Annotated in this window: 7 protein-coding genes and 1 pseudogene; 1 reads left to right on the top strand and 7 read right to left on the bottom strand. The window is 58.2% G+C overall.

The window, feature by feature from the left end:
- Window positions 1-270: 270 nt before the first annotated feature.
- Together AC1RJ3_RS27910 and AC1RJ3_RS27905 are read right to left on the bottom strand one after the other, a co-directional pair.
- Entirely contained in the window at window positions 271-723 is a 453-nt protein-coding gene (locus tag AC1RJ3_RS27910; protein ID WP_146039797.1) for a hypothetical protein, read from the bottom strand.
- Window positions 724-726: 3 nt separating this feature from the next.
- On the bottom strand, window positions 727-4,368 hold the full coding sequence (locus AC1RJ3_RS27905; protein WP_493081651.1) for a hemagglutinin repeat-containing protein: 3,642 nt from the start codon (window positions 4,366-4,368) through the stop codon (window positions 727-729).
- 138 nt (window positions 4,369-4,506) lie between these two features.
- On the opposite strand from AC1RJ3_RS27905, the pseudogene AC1RJ3_RS27900 reads away from it, so the two are divergent.
- Window positions 4,507-4,743, top strand: a pseudogene (locus AC1RJ3_RS27900) (IS4 family transposase); the annotation flags it as partial.
- A 272-nt stretch (window positions 4,744-5,015) separates the two neighbouring features.
- On the opposite strand, the gene AC1RJ3_RS27895 reads toward AC1RJ3_RS27900, so the two are convergent.
- From AC1RJ3_RS27895 to AC1RJ3_RS27875, 5 genes are all read right to left on the bottom strand, one after another.
- The gene (locus AC1RJ3_RS27895; protein WP_347929563.1) at window positions 5,016-5,462 is read right to left on the bottom strand and encodes a hypothetical protein; all 447 of its coding nucleotides are present in this window, start codon (window positions 5,460-5,462) and stop codon (window positions 5,016-5,018) included.
- Window positions 5,463-5,912: 450 nt separating this feature from the next.
- Window positions 5,913-6,380 carry an Imm6 family immunity protein gene (locus AC1RJ3_RS27890; RefSeq protein ID WP_347929562.1) on the bottom strand — a complete coding sequence of 156 codons (468 nt, stop codon included), beginning with the start codon at window positions 6,378-6,380 and terminating at the stop codon, window positions 5,913-5,915.
- Window positions 6,370-15,525, bottom strand: a complete 9,156-nt coding sequence (locus AC1RJ3_RS27885) for a two-partner secretion domain-containing protein (protein ID WP_493081654.1) — start codon at window positions 15,523-15,525, stop codon at window positions 6,370-6,372. The genes AC1RJ3_RS27890 and AC1RJ3_RS27885 overlap by 11 nt, the downstream gene beginning before the upstream one ends.
- A gap of 66 nt (window positions 15,526-15,591) precedes the next feature.
- Window positions 15,592-16,104 carry a toxin-activating lysine-acyltransferase gene (locus tag AC1RJ3_RS27880; protein ID WP_103319800.1) on the bottom strand — a complete coding sequence of 171 codons (513 nt, stop codon included), beginning with the start codon at window positions 16,102-16,104 and terminating at the stop codon, window positions 15,592-15,594.
- An 11-nt stretch (window positions 16,105-16,115) separates the two neighbouring features.
- Complete coding sequence (locus AC1RJ3_RS27875) at window positions 16,116-17,807, bottom strand: ShlB/FhaC/HecB family hemolysin secretion/activation protein (RefSeq protein WP_493081648.1); 1,692 nt, start codon at window positions 17,805-17,807, stop codon at window positions 16,116-16,118.
- Window positions 17,808-18,077: the final 270 nt, after the last annotated feature.

Raw genomic sequence — 18,077 nt, 5'->3', positions numbered from 1 at the left:
TTCGACCTGGTCGACGACCGACAATTTAAAAGTCAGCGTGTAGTCTCGCTGACTACGCCTTTTTGCTGATTCCATTACTCCCTCCTGAAAATAGATCAGAAGGTGTAAACCTTATTCAGGACGGGACACGCATATAAAATAAATCCGTCCCCTTTTAGGTTATTCAAATCCGCCCCCCCTTTTAGGTCAATACTTTCTTTGCTGACCAAAGAAGCCCGTCGCCTCGCTCTCTAACGCCGCTCCTGTCGCTTTTGCACCTAGTGGTAAATCTTAATCAATAGACTCTATTTGAAACACCAAAGTAGAAAAGTCTATTGCTTCAGTACCTCCACTACACTCCAAATTTATTATGCGACCCTCCTCACTGATTACCATCCCTGCATTTCCAACCCAGGCCTGAACAATATCGTTCACACGCCATACATTCCAAATTTTTAATTCGCAATCTGTTTTGGATAGCACCGAAAAAAAAACAGACTCCGGGCTAGTATCTTCCCATAGAATAATTTCAGAGTGACGTTGGTCATTTACCTCCAGTTCACCTTTTACTACTTTTAAACGTAAACCAGCTACAGGCTGCATGGATGACTTCAATCTTCGAGCCAAAAAATTGCTTCGACCTGCTTTAATTTTTTTTTGAAAGATCGGGTACACAAGACGCTCACCTACTTGAACAGGTGCCCCTCGTGTACGTTGAAAAGCTGAAGAAAGCGTTTCTGTCATTTCTTAGTATCCTGGCTTTCTGTATGGATCGACAGCGGAGTGGTCTTGCGGCCAACGAGGAACAAAGTCTTTACCACCATCCCGAGCAGGAATGGGCTCGTGACTCAGCTCCATAGACTCAATACCCCCTTTATCTGCGTTGTATCGCTGAGGTGCGAGTCCTTTACTCATGCGATCCAGATTCTCTGGACCATATGTATTTGCCGCGTTGGGAGCAGCAGCCTCGTTTTTCCAAAACCTAGACCGAACAGCAGACCAGGAGGGGTCGTTGCCTTTAGCCGTTTGATTATAAACATCATCACCAACCTTCCATCCACTCTTCACTGGAGGGTTGTCGATCTGACCAGATGCTTTTGCACCATCGAAACTCGCATCGTTAGCCGCAGACTTACCAATACCTACAACTCCAGTTTCTCCAGAAACCAAACCGGATGGAGTTGCTTTTGCACCAACCTCTGCCGTTTCTCCTACACTCTTTGCCACTAGCCCGCTACTAAAGTCCCCAACGTCACCTGCAACCTGCCCATTAAAAACCATCGTTTTTGAAGTATAGTCTCCAGAAAGCTTTACGCTATACGGACCTTGAGAACTGTACCATGGAGGCGTCCCGATCGGAGCTTTTACGGGGGAAGCAGCCTCTGCCGCATCTGCTGCCCATTTTGCACCAAGCTGCTCCACCTCTGCTGCAGCTTGCCTCTTCGCAAACACCCCCAAAACAGCGTCAACGACAATTTTACCCGGTTTCACCCCCGCCATCGAAAGAAGAAAATAATCAAAAGCGCTTACCGTCCCCACCCCCTTCCCAGCCACAACCGATAACCGTTCAGCAGCATCACCTACAACAGAATCGAACTGGCGCGGAATTTCATTGGAGTACTGGCTCGTCTGAGCCTGGCCGTATTGCTTCCACTGTTCATAGACCGTTACTTCTCCATAGGAGCCAAACACATTGAACAACGCGGAGTCCTTGAGCTGCGCCGGGGTAGAGTTGAATGCATACACCGGTGCACCATCGGCCACAATCTGACGACCGTTGCTCCAGGTCAGCGGAATTTTTTGAGCGGCCAGTTTAGTAACCACGTCATAGGCAACGCCCATGTCCATCGCAAACCCTTCGGACTCAGTATCGTTTCCGCTGGCCCGCTGCACCAATGCTTTCAAACGAACACGGTCAACCGCATCCACCTGTGCGCCACTGGCAATCAACAGGAGGTCTTCCCATCGAGCACCCGACTCAGTAACTTTGTTTTTTTCCAGTTCTGCTGCCTTTTCCTTCAGCAGAGGAATTTCCTGATCTGGGTGTAATCGGCGGTTAAAAGCGTCTACCCCAGCCGCGCTATTACCCGCAACAACAGCCCCTGTTATCCCATTACTCGTCCCCACTGATGCGCCCAATCCTGCAGCGATCATGGTTATCAACGCATCCTGATCCTTGTCTTTGATTTCGCTTTTACCCACGGTATCAGCGATAGCAGGCATCAATGCAGCCGAAGCGCCTGCCCCCAAAGCACCGCTTGTGGCACTGCCACTCGACAACCCCATCGCAGCACCCGCCAATGCATGCAACAGCACCCGCGCAGCACCACCTTCAGCCCAGGCGGCTCTAGTTGCGTCATCCGTCGCATTGCGTTTCTGCGTCTCTGCATAGTCGCCAATCTTATTGAAGGTATCCGCCGCCGTGGTATTGGCCACGATCCCCACCGCCGTCGCGCCTCCCGCCCCACCCAATCCAGCAGCGATCAGGCCCGTGGCAATATCGGCCATAAGCCGCTTGTCGCCACCAATGTTCCAACTGGCCGCATCTGCCGCAGCCGCATTCGCGGCCGCTAGCTGCGCGTCCGACATCCCCTCTTTCGACTCTTTCACCTCTTTTACCAGATTATTCGCAGTATCCGCCTTGGCTTTGGCAACCGCGCCTACGATGCCGGTGGCCAATTGCACGGTGCTTTGAATAAAGTCGATCCGCTCCTGCATCGCCTTCTGGTCAGGCTTGTCCAGCTTCTGATTGGCGTTCACGGTATCGCGATTTAGCCCGACCAGATCATTCGCGCCCTCGGCGCTACGGACGACTATCGTGCCTTCGCTGACAGCACTGCGTGTGCTGCTGTGGTCCGAGTCGCTAAGCGACAGCGGGACGCTACCCCCCACCGTCGACCCGGATTTACTGCCATAGGACACACTCAAGCCAACCGACTGACTCTTGATCTCGCTGACGTTTTTAATGTCACTGACAATCAACCGATTCGTGTCCAGCAGGTTCTTGCCCGCAGACGCCTCACTGGCAATCACCGCACCTTGCAGCGTGGTCTTGTCGCCCACATGAATGTTGTAACCACCCGCGCCGGCGAACAGCCCGCTCTGATCCGTCACCGCCTTGTAGTTGCTGTTCATGTTGCCGGCCGCCAGGCTGGCGGAAACCGCCACCGGCGTGCCGTAGCAGAACGGCGGAATACAGATGCTCCCGCCGAAACCGGCACTGCCCTGCTCGCTCTTCTGGGTCTCGCTGTCCTGACGCGAGGTGATAGTGAGGTTGCCGCCGATATCCGCCTTGATGCTCTGCGCCCGGACCTGCGCGCCAGCCAGGGTGGTGTCCTGTCCACTGCGCAGGACCAGCGAGCCGGTATCCAGCGTGCTGTTGACCTGGGTGACCGAATCGCCTGTGCCCATGCTCTTGGCGATGGACGCGCCCAAATCGAGGGTGAAGCCATTCTGTTGGCCGATATTGAAACTGACACCAATGGCGGTTCTGTCGTTATTGCTGTCGTTGGCCCAGTTCGCGGTGCTCTGCGCACTTTCCAGGGTGATGTTGTTCTTCGCCAGCAACAGCGTATCGGCGGCTTTCAGGCTGCTGCCGATGACATGAATATCGCCCGCCGTTCCCGGCGCGCTGCCATCGGCGATGATCGTCAGGGTTTTACCGGCCGTGAGCGAGCTTTGCTTGGCGGTCTGGCTGTCGTACTCGCTGGTGCTGGTGTTGTGGGTGCTCGCCACTTCGGTGCCGATCTTGATCAACGAACCATTGCTGCCGGAACCGCCTTTCTTATCCGCATAGCCCGACCGACCATCGTAGGCATCCGACGACGCGCCCCCCAGGTTGTAACCCGCCAACGCCGCCTGCGCCCACTTCACCGCCTTGAGTCGAGGATCATCCGCGCTGTTTGCGGCTTTGATCGCGCTACGCATGGTGTTGATGCTATCGATCACCATGCCGCCCACCACTCGCCCCACCGCCAGGCTGCGGCTCTCGTCGGTGCTGTTCTGACTCGCGTTTGCCATACCGGCGGCGAGGGTCACATTGGCACCGGTCAGGCTCATGCTCTGGGTGCTGACCAGGTCGCTGGCGGTCACCCCGAGCGTGCGACCAGCGTTGAGCGACACATTGCCGGCACTGGAACCGAGGGTGCTGCCGGTCAAGGTGGTTTCCGAGGAGTCACCGGTATGGTTCTGGCTGCTGGTGGACAAATGCTGGTTGCCGGTCATGTCATCGAGGCCCAGCTTGTTCCCCGTCAACACGCCGGTGAAGTCGTGGTTCTTTTCCTTGTGCAGTTCGTCGCGACTGAAGGTGTTTTGCGCCGCGTCGATCTGCAGGTCGCGCCCCGCGCTCACCGAGAGGTCCGCGGTGCTCACCAGTGACGAGCCGCGCACCAGCCCGTCTGACCGAAAGGGGACGGATTCTGAGAAAACCCTGCTTTTTCTTACAACAAATCAAGACGTTAGGAATTGAAGAGACCTGCACGGGTCGGCAGCTTGTATTGCACCACACAAAAACGAGATCCCGATCCCATGCAGGCCATCCGATTTTTACACGGCGCGCTCGCGCAAGCACTTCCCGCTGTCCATTCTCGCCGTCTGAAAACGTTGATGTGTTGTGTCGGCGCATTGCTCCAAGGTCGTCGGCTCACTCTGACAGGACTTGGGCGTTTCATGCCGGGCCGGGCCTATCCCAAACATGCCATCAAACGAGTGGATCGGCTGCTGGGCAATCACCATCTACAGGCGGAACGCTCGCTGTTTTACTGGCACAGCGGGCGCGGCTCAAACTCTCGAAAAACCTTGGAGAGACTTGAGCACGCGTTACGAGACGAGGTATGTCAACAGGCGCAAGTTTTGGAGTAGATTTGTGGGGATTCCTCAGAATCCGCCCCCTTTTAGGTCACCATCGTCTGGGGATCCTTCCTATTGGCCATGACTGAGCAACTGGTCGAGCTGCTGAAAGAAGCACGACGCAGGCGTAGTAGATCTAATGCTGGGGCCAGCAGCTAAAAGGCTATACCGCACAAAACAGCCTCAGATTAGGGTTCTGACAAAACCAAAAGCACAGCTTCAAAAATACCTGTTCCATCATCAATAGCTGATGATGCCTCATATATTGCTTCCGCCGCTGCCATAAGAGAATCTTCTCCGCCGGCTAAGGACAGCGTCGATACAGCCCGCGCCTGGCTAAACAGTTGAAGGGCAGCTACATCTAAGCCCTGCTCATCATCCAACCTGTCTTGCAAGTCAAAGTATTGCTCATCTAACTTTGCAGCCAAACTATCTAACTCAGATATCTGTTCAACCGTCAGTTTACCCCCGCAACGTAGTTGCTCAAGGGAGTCAACAACAATAGGCATACCTACTGAAACCGCCTGAAAAGCAAGCTCACAAGCAACCCTGACCGCACTTCGTTGCTGTTCTTGGCTAGCTGTTTTCAGCCTTTCTACAAGGCCTTTTTCAACCGTTTCTAAACGCATAATCATTGCTTAGCCTTTGGTAGTGGTTTTAATGGCATTGACACGTTGGCCCCTGTAGGCTCAATTACATTCTGACATGAAGCGCAGACTGGTCTCGTCGCACCAACATCAACAACTTTCAATCCGTTAGCACTGGCATAACTAACAATGTCGGCCTCTGCGTGACCAGTTCCAACTACTACTTTCTCGCCTTCTTGCAAACTCACTCCAGGGCGAAGATAACCACGAGGCTCGCTAGTACTGACTAGAACAGAGCGAATACCATTCGCATCCTCCACAACAGCAACACCCATAGTTATTCGGCCCTGGGAGTTTGCAGGTATTTGTGACTGAATTTCACTTACACGATTTTGGATAAGGTTCGATGGGTTCTCGTAGGCAAGACCTCGCTCTAGAGATGTGCCTGCGCCTTTTGCACCTTATCCCTGTGATCTACCCCTAAGAAGTCTAACTATATCAAAGCTCAGTTTTAGCAGATAGATAAACACTCAACACACCAGACAAACCTATCCGACCAATATAATCAACGATATATACAGAAGAACTCTCGTCCGCCTCACATATAGGCTCAGACATTTGCTCTTGTAGTCCTGCAACCTTATAGGCCTTATTAGCAATAAAACCTATTACCAACAAAATCAAAATTAAACTATTTTGCTCTACGCTTTCAGATGCAAAATTTTCTTCTGCCATCGGCCCGCTCTGCATTTCATCGGAGTCTAGGTAATATGCTAATTCATCAGCACTGAGCGCTCGATCAGACAGCCATAGCCAACATCTATTAACTGCCTCCTGACATCTTTCTTGCGTACTACTCGCCGAGTCAAGATTACGCAGGGCATAATCAAGCAACAAAAGAAAAATTGAGGCTTTCTTCACCCACACCATACTGTCAATGACCTCAAGAGTCTCTTTATTGTCCATTAACTATTCTCCCACCTTTAACCAGCACTGTTAGACGATTTGGCATTGCTGCCCCCCCCTCAGCTGTAACTCTTAGCAGAAGGGTAGGATAACGCTCACTGAACTGTTTAACCACTCCATTCAGGTCACTATTCCCAGTTAAGCCTGCACTACACTTATTGCAGATACCACTTGCATTAGAAATCTTCACATCCACAACCCGGCCATCTAATTGGACAGATGTTAGTCCTTGCCTGTCAATTTTATTAGCCACATTATTAAACAGATCTTCTTCCGCATGCCGAGTAAATAGCGGGTTGTTATAGGGCGACTTAATTACTCTTGCCTCTCCGTATAGGTCATCTAGGCTTGGCAGCCCAGAATTACGACGTAGTACTGGTGAAAGGCCTTCGATAACCTCTGATTCAAACCCAGGAATATCCGTTCTAGCGACACCTATCGTGTTTCCATCTGGCAAATTATACTTTGCTCTAGTTAAAGCCAAGTCATCTGCAGTAGCAAGTTCAAAAAACTTCGCTGTATCTTTTGCAGCAACCTCTGCCGTTTCTCCTACACTCCTTGCCCCTAGCCCGCTACTAAAGTCCCCAACGTTACCTGCAACCTGCCCCGTGAACGCATCTGCGGCCCCTTTTACATCATCTATCCCCCGCCCAGCCACAACCAACTCGTCGCCCAGCTTAGCAAGGTTGCCAATCTTCGCAAGATTGCTCACCCGGCTGACCGGAAACATGCTCGCCGCCCACTCGGCTTTATACTTGGCCTTCAACGCAGCGCTGGCGTAGGGGTCATCCTGCAGCTCGTAAAGCTTGGCGAGCCCATAGGTCTCTTGGCCCTCATTCCAAAGCCCGCTTACCAGTTCGCCAGGACGCGAAGCCATCACGACCAGACCATTGGCAATCTGATCGGAGGTATCGACGGGGTGAGTGACCAAGCTTTTGCCCAGCGAAAAGATACCTTCAGCGATACCGGCCAGCGCCTGCCCTTGGCCTACGACATCACCGCTGGCGCTGTAAAGACCGGCGCTGAGAACCTGCCGGATATTAGCCCCTTCCTTGAGATTCAAGCGCTCGTTGTAGAAATCGATCGCCTCGGTTTGCCCCGGATCGAGCTCCGCTATCGGTCTCAGGTAGCTCAGGTTAATCTTATTGTCCGCATACGCTGCGGAATGAGTGAGCTGATAATTCTGCACAAGACTCAGGGTTTCATCAGGGGTATAGGTCTTGTTGGCCGAGGTGAGAACGGGCACGTCGCCCGTCGTCGGGCCTGGGTCATAGGTGCTGCCCAGCGGTGCCAGTGCCCGCCCCAGGTATGTCAGGGTGGTTTGATCCGGCGGCAAGCCCTTGCTGCTGAGCAAGCTATGCCAGCCAGCATCGGTGTAGTAAGCCAATGCCCGGCCCAGACGGGTCTCCGCTTCTTCCACACTAATACCTGCCGCCAGCGCCAACGCAGGCGCTTCATTTTTGAGCAGGGGGATTTCTTTCGGGTGCAACTGGCGATTGTAGGCATCCACGGCGTTGCCGGTGATCGCCGCCGTCACTTGCCCGCCCAGATTGCCTCCCGAGGCGGCGGCCGCACCAACCCCAGCCGAGATCAAGGTAGCAAGTGAGTTGCGCTCGCTTTCCTTGACGCTGCTGTCTTTCAGCGCCTTGTCCACCATCGGCATAAACGTCGCCGACGCTGCCGCACCCTGTGCGCCGGCAAGCGCATTGCCACTGGACAACCCCTGCGTAGCGCCTGCCAGGGTATGCAGCAGGATTCGCGCCGCTCCGCCTTCGCCCCAGGCCTTTTTGACCACGCTGTCAGTGGCTTCGAATTCGCGCTGATCGGCGTAGTCGCCGATCGCCTTATAGGTATCTGCTGCCGTGGTATTGGCCACGATACCCACCGCCGTCGCCCCTCCCACTCCCCCCAATCCAGCAGCGATCAGGCCCGTGGCAATGTCGGCCATAAGCCGCTTGTCACCACCAATGTTCCAACTGACCGCCTCTGCCGCAGCCGCGTTCGCCGCCGGCGCTACCTTCGCGTCCGTTTTCGCCTCTTCTGCCAATTTATTCGCAGTATCCGCCTTGGCTTTGGCCACCGCGCCTACGATGCCGGTGGCCAATTGCACGGTGCTTTGAATAAGGTCGATTCGCTCCTGCATCGCCTTCTGGTCAGGCTTGTCCAGCTTCTGATTGGCGTTCGCGGTATCGCGATTGAGTCCGACCAGATCATTCGCGCCCTCGGCGCTACGCACGACTATCGTGCCTTCGCTGACCGCACTGCGTGTGCTGCTGTGGTCCGAGTCGCTCAGCGACAGCGGAATGCTACCCCCCAGCGTCGACCCGGATTTACTGCTATAGGACACGCTCAAGCCAGCCGACTGACTCGTGATCTCGCTGACGTTTTTAATGTCACTGACAATCAACCGATTCGTGTCCAGCAGGTTCTTGTCCGCAGACGCCTCACTGGCAATCACCGCGCCTTGCAGCGTGGTCTTGTCGCCGACATGAATGTTGTAACCACCTGCCCCGGCGAACAGCCCGCTCTGATCCGTCACCGCCTTGTAGTTGCTGTTCATGTTGCCGGCGGCCAGGCTGGCGGAAGCCGTCACGGGCGCGCCGTAGCAGAACGGCGGAATGCAAATACTGCCGCCGAAACCGGCACTGCCCTGCTCGCTCTTCTGCGTCTCGCTGTCCTGGCGCGAGGTGATAGTGAGGTTGCCGCCGATATCCGCCTTGATGCTCTGCGCCCGGACCTGCGCGCCAGCCAGGGTGGTGTCCTGTCCACTGCGCAGGACCAGTGAACCGGTATCCAGCGTGCTGTTGACCTGGGTGACCGAATCGCCGGTACCCATGCTCTTGGCGATGGACGCGCCCAGGTCGAGGGTGAAGCCATTCTGTTCGCCGATATTGAAACTGACGCCAATGGCGGTTCGGTCGTTATTGCTGTCGTTGGCCCAGTTTGCGGTGCTCTGCGCACTTTCCAGGGTGAGGTTGTTTTTTGCCTGCAACAGCGTATCGGCGGCTTTCAGGCTACTGCCAATGACGTGAATATCGCCCGCCGTTCCCGGCGCGCTGCCATCGGCGATGATCGTCAGGGTTTTACCGGCCGTGAGCGAGCTTTGTTTGGCGGTCTGGCTGTCGTACTCGCTGGTGCTGGTGTTGTGAGTGCTCGCCAGCTCGGTGCCGATCTTGATCAACGAACCATTGCTGCCGGAACCGCCTTTCTTATCCGCATAGCCCGACCGACCATCGTAGGCATCCGACGAGGCGCCCCCCAGGTTGTAACCCGCCAACGCCGCCTGCGCCCACTTCACAGCCTTGAGTCGAGGATCGTCCGCGCTGTTCGCGGCCTTGATCGCGCTACGCATGGTGTTGATGCTATCGATCACCATGCCGCCCACCACTCGCCCCACCGCCAGGCTGCGGCTCTCGTCGGTGCTGTTCTGACTCGCGCTTGCCATACCGGCGGCGAGGGTCACGTTGGCACCGGTCAGGCTCATGCTCTGGGTGCTGACCAGGTCACTGGCGGTCACGCCGAGCGTGCGACCGGCATTGAGCGACACGTTGCCGGCACTGGAACCGAGGGTGCTGCCGGTCAAGGTGGTTTCCGAGGCGTCACCGGTATGGTTCTGGCTGCTGGTGGACAGGTGCTGGTTGCCGGTCATGTCATCGAGGCCCAGCTTGTTCCCCGTCAGAACGCCGGTGAAGTCGTGGTTCTTTTCCTTGTGCAGTTCGTCGCGGCTGAAGGTGTTTTGCGCCGCGTCGATCTGCAGATCGCGCCCCACGTTCACCGAGAGGTCCGCGGTGCTCACCAGCGACGAGCCGCGGACCAGTCCGTCTTGCCCTGCGTGGACATCGACGCTGTTGCCGGAGACCAGGCTGCCGACCGCCGTGGTCCGGCTTTCGCTGACCTTGTCGGTCACTTTGCTGGCCTTGAATCCACCCAGGCTGCGGCTGTTGCTGTCTTTGTCGTGGCGCGTCTGCATGCTGTCGACCGCGGCGATAATCGAAATATCGTTGCCGGCCTGGAGCTGCGCCGCGCCTTTTTCCGCGACCACTTGGCTACCTTGAACCACCAGGTTGCGACCAGCCTGGACCGCCAGTTGCTGCGCATCGAGGTGCGAGCCCTGGGCTGTGGTTTCACTGGTGGAGTCGCGGGTGGTCGTGGTTTTGCTGGAAAGGAAGCCATTGCTGCCTTTGACCTTGTGCGCTTCGTCGGCGCTGCGCGCGTTCTCGCCGGCCGTCAGATTGACATCCCGCGCCGCCTGGGCAATCACCGCACCGGCGGTGCTGCTGAGGCTGGCGGCACGCGCGTTGAGGTCGTTGCCGGCACGAAGGCCCAGGTCGCCCTGGGTCTTGAGGCTGCTGCCACTCTCGCTACGGCTGGTTTCGGTACGCCAGTTGTCTTTGTCCCAGTGGTTGCTCTGGTCGCGGCTCTCGATGACCGTCGTCAGGTTCAAGTCACGACCGGCGGACAGGCTGGTGACACCGGCGCTGCCGCTATTGACCAGCTGCGCGCCCTGCAGGTTGATGTCACGTCCGGCAGTGGCCAACAGGCTGGCCGCCGGATCGGAAACGAACAGACCCGCGACCCGCGACAGGTTGGTCTGGCTGCCTTGCGCACTGTGCGTGGTGATCGTGCTGGACCGCACATTCAGATCACGCCCGGCACTGACCATCAGGCTCTTGTCGGCGGCGATCTGGCCACCGAGATTGTTCAGGTCCTGCGTCGCATCAAGGCTGACGGTGCTGCCTTGAATGCGCCCTTCCAGGTTATTGAGCGTGTCCGCCTTGATCGCGACCACTTGACGTCCCGACAAGCTCGCGCTGTTGACCAGATTGCCCGTCACGTTCAGGTTCAGTTGTTGCCCGGCCATCAACCCGCCCGCACCGTTGATGTCACCATCACGGACCCGCACATACACCTGCGGTACCAGCACGCTGCGTACTTCGCCACTGGCCAAGGTGACATTCTTGGCCACCAACCAGACGATATCGCTGGTCAACTGGGCCATCTGTTCGGCGCTCAGAGCCACACCGGGAATCAGCTTCCAGCTATTGGCGTAGGTGACGGCGTTGTCGATCAGGCCTCGGTACTGCGCTTCGTCGTTGGCATAGCCGTCGACGAAACGGCGACCGGTCAGTTGCGCCACCTGCTCGCGAATCAACTTCTGCTCATAGAAACCATCACCCATGCGTTGCTGGGTCGCCGCCGGGTTCAGGTTCAGCCTGCCGAGCATGTAATCCGAAGACAGCCATTTGGCATAGTTGGTGAAGCGCGGATCGGTCTCGATCAGATAGCCGGAGGTGCTGCTGGGCATCGACCGAAACAATGCGTTGTCCGGCAAGGCGATGTTCACCCCGCCAGTGAGAATGCGCTCTGCCACGCCACCGACGTTGTTGGTGGCGTTGGCCAGTACCTCGCTGATCGGCGTGAGGCTGGGTGCAGTGATCGTGCGGCTGGACACCTCGCTAGCGCCCACCTTCCCAAGACTCAGGCTGGCGAGCTGGGTGCCACTGCCTTGCGGGGCGGTGTTCTGTTTATAGACCGTCGGTTGCAAGGAAATGGCCTGCACGCTGGGCGCCGGGTTGTAGGCAGCAGAGTCGATCCCCTGACGGTCGCGGCCTTTGCGCTGGATGCGATAAAAGTGTTCGAGTGCGCCGCTGTCCGTGGTGACCTGCTGTCCGGCGACTTCGGTGTTGGTCAGGCTGTTCGCGCTGGCTTGCAACGCGCCACCGGCGATGATCCGACTCTTGTCGTTGAGGATCTGGTCCGCGTTGATGCGCAGATTGCCGCCGGCGAGTATTTGCCCGGGATCGGAACTGGCAATCTGGGTTTGGGTCACGACACGGGTCAGGTTGTAGCGGTTCCAGTCGTCATTACTACCTTCGGGTGTCACCAGAATGTCGACTTCGTTGTTATAGGTCGAAATCTGATTCGGATCGTAGCGATTGACCGAGCCGGTCAATTGATACTGTTGCAGCGCCTGGCGCGAGACCTCGACCTCGCGTGTCGAGAAGTGTTCGTTGGTGTTGCGCACAGAAGCTGCGTTCAACGTCAGGCCGCCGAGGGCCTCGATGGTCGCGCTGGCGTTATTGAGTTCGCGGGCTTGACCGGTGGCCTGGTAGGCGCTGTCCAGCGCCCCACCGATGGCCATGTCACCGACACTGAAGATCAACCCGTGTTCGCTGTTGTTCAGGTATTGCGCACCGATATCCAGCCGTACGCGGGCGGCAATCACCGCCGCCGTGCCGTTTTCGACGGTATTGGTCAGCGTGCCCGCTGCCAGCGACAGCTGGTCACCGTAGATTCGCCCGGTACCCAGGTTGCTCAGGGTGGGCGCACTCAGCCGGGTGGACTGGCCGTCGATCAGGCCGCGGTTGACCAGCGACTGGCTGGCTCTCAGTTCTACCTGCGGGGCACTGATCACACCGACCGCGGCGTTATCGATTTGCCGGGCCGACAGCGTCAGCAGGTTACCCGCCTGCAAGCTGGCCTGGTTGCTCAGTAGCCCCGTGGTTGCCAGTGTCAGGTTGCCATTGGCCTGCAGCAGGCCGGTGTTGACGTAATCGCCATTAAGCGTGAAGGACAGATCACCCAGGCTCAAGGCCTGACCGCTGCCGCTATAGCTGGCGCTGTTGAGCGTCAACGAGCGTCCGGCGACCAAGGTGCCGCCCTGGTTGCTCACGGTTTGGGTTTTAGCCGCCAGGTTACGGTCAGTCAGCAAAAACTGAGTACCGGCCGAGATCTTCCCGGACTGGTTGTTCACCACACCGCTTCCGGTCAAGGTCAGTGCCTGATCGGCAATGATCGAGCCGCCCTGGTTGCCCAACTGATCGGCGGTAAGGGTGAGAGTGCGCCCTCCAATACCTTGATCCAGGCCTTGGGTGCCCGCGTTGTCGATCTGCGCCGCGGTCATCAGCAGATCAGCACCGGTGCGAATCAGACCGCTGCTGTTATCGAGCTTGCCGTCGATAGTGAACGTGAGGTCGCCCAGCGCTTCGATGCGTCCACCGTGATTGTCGAGGCTGGCACCCACGATTGTCGTACTGGTACCGCTCTGTAGTTGCCCGGCGCCGCCATTGCCGATGGTCCCCGCTCTGATGTCCAGGGCCTGCCCGGCACCGACGAAGCCTGCGGTGTTGAGCAACTGGCCCGAGACCAGCGCGATCGATTGCAGCGCCTCAAGGTGACCGCTCCTGTTGTCCACCAAGCCGTTCGTGGCCGTCAGTGTCAGGCTCGACTTCACCGAACCGAGGCTGCCTTGGTAGTTGTTCAGCGAGGCGGCGGTGACTTTCAGTGCGCCCTGACTGGCGATCACACCTTGACTGTTATCCAGTGCTCCCTGCAAATCAATGCTCGTGAGTGAAAGGCCGCTCTGCAGGACTTCGCCTTTCACGTTGGACAACTGACCGGCCTTGATCCCCACTTGAGCCGCACTGACTTTGGCGCCATCGGTGCGCAAAACCTTCGCAGCAGTGGCGGTCAGCGTGCCCTTTGCGGCCACGCGCGCGCGGCTGACATCGACATCACCCTGGCGGCTGGTGAGCGTCACTTGGGCAGCGGAGGTCTGACTGTCGCTCAAGTCGAGGGCCCCTGCCTGGGCCTGCAAACTCTCGGCGGCGATATTCTGCCCGTGGGCGCTGAGCTGGCCCGAAGCGTCCAGGGTCAATCCGCCGGTCTGACCCAGCTTGCCACTGCTGTCGACCCCGCCGGCCAGGGTCGAGCCGCTGGTACTGCGCAGGTTCGCAACCGTCACCCGGGTATTGCCCTGGGCGGCCACCATACCGCTGTTGTCGAGGTCGGCCGAGGTATTGATCGTCAGGTCGCCCTTGGCGTACAGCGTGCCGCTGTTCTGGACTCCGGTGCCGGCCTCGACCGTGGTCGAACCGGCACTGCTGATCTGCCCGCTGTTTTCCAGACGCCCGTCTGCATGGATGACCACATCGCCGACACTGGCGCCGATCTGCCCGGCATTGCGTACCCCGCCGGCCAGGGTCGAGCCGCTGGTGCTGCGCAGGTTCGCTACCGTCACCCGGGTATTGCCCTGGGCGGACACGATACCGCTGTTGTCGAGGTCGGACGAGGTATTGAGCGTCAGGTCGCCCTTGGCGTACAGCGTGCCACTGTTCTGGACTCCGGTGCCTGTCTCGACCGTGGTCGAACCGGCACTGCTGATCTGCCCGCTGTTTTCCAGACGCCCGTCTGCCCGGATGACCACATCGCCGACACTGGCGCCGATCTGCCCGGCATTGCGTACCCCGACACCCGCGCCATTGCCCACCAGAACGATCTTGCCGGCATACATACCGCCCAGTTGCGCAACATCAATGCCGACCACCGGCGTGCCCGCTGCGCCGTTGTCGGCGCTGGTCTTGCCGGCCTGGATGTTCAAGTCCTTGGCCCAGATGCCCGCGTTGACCTCGACGGTGCGCGCGATGACTTCGGTGTAATCGCTGTCACGCGTATCCATCCCGGCACCGTTGACGGTTATCTTGCCGCCGTCGACTTGATAACCCTGCAGTACCCCGTTCTCGAACTGCGCCTTGCCAGTGGTGAGGGTCGAGCGATTGGCGTTGATGAAACCACAGCCATCACAGCTGATCCCGGACGGGTTGGCGATCACCACCTGCGCCCTGGATCCGGCCACTTCGACATAGCCGTTGAGCTGGCTCGGATTGCTCGAATTGACTTCGTTGAGGATCACCCGCGCCGTGCCGCGACCCAACGCCGGATTGGCGTCCACCCAGCCGCCCAGCTGGGTCTGAGTGCTGGTTGCCGAGTTATTGAGGATCACGCCACGCCGATCGACGTCGAACTGTTGATAGGTATTGCGTGACACACCGCCCGCGCTGGGCGCGGTGATGTTGACCTGGGCTACCCCGTTCCCGGTCACCCCGATTCCCGGCTGCTGCGCGGCCGGCGCGCCGGGGTCGGCGACCACGGCCGCCTGGGCCGACGAGGCGTCCAGCATGATCAGGCCGAGCGCCGCCATCAGGGCAAAACGCAGGGGTGTCAGGCGGACTACGCAACCGCCGCCAGACGTTGTACCGGTTGCACTACCACCGGCTGATTTCGAGCCGCTGCTCACATTTTCGGCAACCACCATCAACAGGCCACGCGCCTTGTTGAAAATGATCCGATACAGATGCTTGTTAATGATCAATTCCTTTTGAACTGCGCCAGGCCACAGATGCGCCAGACGCCAAAATAATGAGGCCGAAAGCTACTGAAGCAGCGGGTGAGCGGCGAACCAGGCGCGCGCCTCGGCGGGCAGGACTCCGATGCCCTGCCACTTCTTGATACGAAAGCCGCGCTCATCGCCCCGATGCTCCAGGAAGCGGCCAAAGCGTTGCGGCCAGAGCCGACGCAGCAGCAGTCTCGACAGTTGTCGGGTATGCCCGAAAGGCGCGACCCAGTCGCTGATCCAAAGACGCTCGCCACTGTTCCAGTCAGCCTCAGACATGCACACCGGAGCATTGTTCAGATAGCGCTGCTCGGCCTCGGCACTGAGGTTCATCCAGGACATGAAAAACACCGGCGTGCCTTGCTCGCTGGCGAGCATGAACTGGCGCTGCTTGATCGCCGGCAGCAGCAGTGCCGACAAGGTATGTAGCGGCGCATCACGATGCGCCGCCGACTGCATCCACAACCAGACGGCGGAACCGAACACGGTCGCCTCGTTCCAGGGTTCGTCGGACAGCTGGGGGGCAAGGATTTCAAGACTGTCGAAGTGCATGCCGGTCTCCGTCAAAACGACCAGTTGAGGTTGAAGCCCGTGGTTACGGCGGCCGTTTCGAAATGGCTGGGCTTGATGAGCGGTTGGCCGACGAACAGGTCATAGGAAAACTGCTTGTAGCCGCCCCGCACACCGACCACCGAGCCCGCCAGACGGCGCCCGGACAAGGACTGGCTGGAATGTCCGCCGACCTCGCCATAGTCGACGCCGAGATAGAGTTCCTGGCCGCTCTGAAAGACGAACCAGCCCAGGTCATTGCGCAAGGTCCAGCCGCGTTCGGCGGAGAGGATCTGTTCGCCATCGAACCCGCGGACGCTGTAGCGCCCACCAATGGAGAAACGATCCTGAGCGATCAACGGCGAGCGATTCCATTGGCCGCGCCAAGCGCCGATGTAGCGAAACTGCTGCGTCCCCAGACGGAACGGGGTTTGCAACTGGGCGTTGGCGCTGATGATCTTCGGCCGTGACGTCCCCTCGCCGAGGTCTTCTTCCGGTGCTCGCAAGGCATGGTCCGCCCCGGTTCCACGTCGATAGCTCAGGCCCAGATCCAGGGTATTGCTGCCCATGAACTCGCGGTGATCGAGCCCCAGCTCCCAGCCCGCCATACGCCGGCGCTGCACTTCAATTTCGGTGTCGTCGATAGAGTTGCTGGAGGTGCGCGACCAGCCACTGGCCCATGCCGACGTCTTGCGTACGGCATCGCGGTAGAGCAGTCGTGAAAGTTTCAGTTCGACGTTGCTACTGTGGCCCTGATAGTCATAAGTCTGATTGCTCCCGGCCACGGTCTGGTGATAGTCGTACTCGCTGGACGTCAGGCCCAGTTGCCAGTAGTCGTACGGCAGCGAATAGTGCAGGGTGTGCCCTTCAGAACCACGATCACCACTTTTGCCGCCGCCCAGGTTGTGGCTGAAACTGGCATAGAACAGGTCATTGAGCCCCAACGGATTGTCCAGCGACAGCGCGACATTGCCCTGATATTTACCGGTGTCGTAGGTGCCCGAGTCGTCCGTCGACAGACTCAGGCGCGCCACGGAAGCTTGCTTCCAGAGGATCACCACATCGCTTTCTCCCGGCTTGGCGTCAGCGTCGTTTGCCGGCGTAATCTGCACGTCAGCTTCGGCCGTGGGCACCCGCTTGAAGTTCTCCAGGGCTTGCTCGATGTCCCGCAGGTTCAACAGATCACCGGGTTGGGCGGGCATGGCGTTCCACAGCGTCGCCCGCGACGAGGTGCCGTCGGCAAACCGAATGTGTTTGATGCGTCCCGGAACCAGTACCAGAGCAAGCGTCCCTTGGCTCAGGTCCTGAGGGGCGGCCAGCACCCGCGTGGTGACGAAACCCCGCGCGATGATCAGGTTCTGTATGCGCTTCATGGTCAGGTTGATGCCCGCGGCCCCCAGGCAACGGTTCAGCGCCGGATCGGACGCCGGGTTGGCAGCACGCAGCGCCCACTGGAAGGCGGCTGAATCCTCACCTTCGAGCACGATATGGCGAATCGTGAAGCATGGCGTTTCATTGGCCGGCAGCAGGCCCTGACCATCATCCGGGGAGGCCTTGAGGCGTACGTCAGGAGAGGGTTCGAGCTGCTCGCGCAAGACCCGTTCGCGCTCCTGCTGACGGAGCAACTGCTGCGCGGGCGCAACGGGTTCGGCAGCTGAGGCGGAGAAACTGGCGACGATGGAGAGCACGCATAAGGAGCGTTGCACCGCCACACGACCAAGCCCAAAAGCCAGCGAACGAACAAATGGATGAGGTATAAAAAACACGGCACGTCCCTGATAGTGAAACTTCCTACACGCGCCGTTAGTCCGTGGGTAGCCAGAAAAGTGCAATTCAGAGGGGCAAAAAATAGTCGAGGACGCCTTTTGTGGCGTGGTTCTCATTTTCTTGAGGTGTGAGAGTTGGCAGGAAAAAGTACGTAACCGCGTGCCAAATCCGAGGTGTATTCACACGAAAATATGAAAGGAAGGGATTTT

The sequence above is a fragment of the Pseudomonas sp. GW822-FHT04C11 genome (assembly GCF_058800905.1).
Note: the sequence above shows the minus strand (reverse complement) of the source record. Positions and strands in the feature narration are given on the sequence as shown.

Coding starts and splice junctions, on each gene's coding strand:
- AC1RJ3_RS27910 (WP_146039797.1), bottom strand. CDS start 723: ATGACAGAAACGCTTTCTTCAGCTTTTCAACGTACACGAGGGGCACCT.
- AC1RJ3_RS27895 (WP_347929563.1), bottom strand. CDS start 5,462: ATGATTATGCGTTTAGAAACGGTTGAAAAAGGCCTTGTAGAAAGGCTG.
- AC1RJ3_RS27890 (WP_347929562.1), bottom strand. CDS start 6,380: ATGGACAATAAAGAGACTCTTGAGGTCATTGACAGTATGGTGTGGGTG.
- AC1RJ3_RS27880 (WP_103319800.1), bottom strand. CDS start 16,104: ATGCACTTCGACAGTCTTGAAATCCTTGCCCCCCAGCTGTCCGACGAA.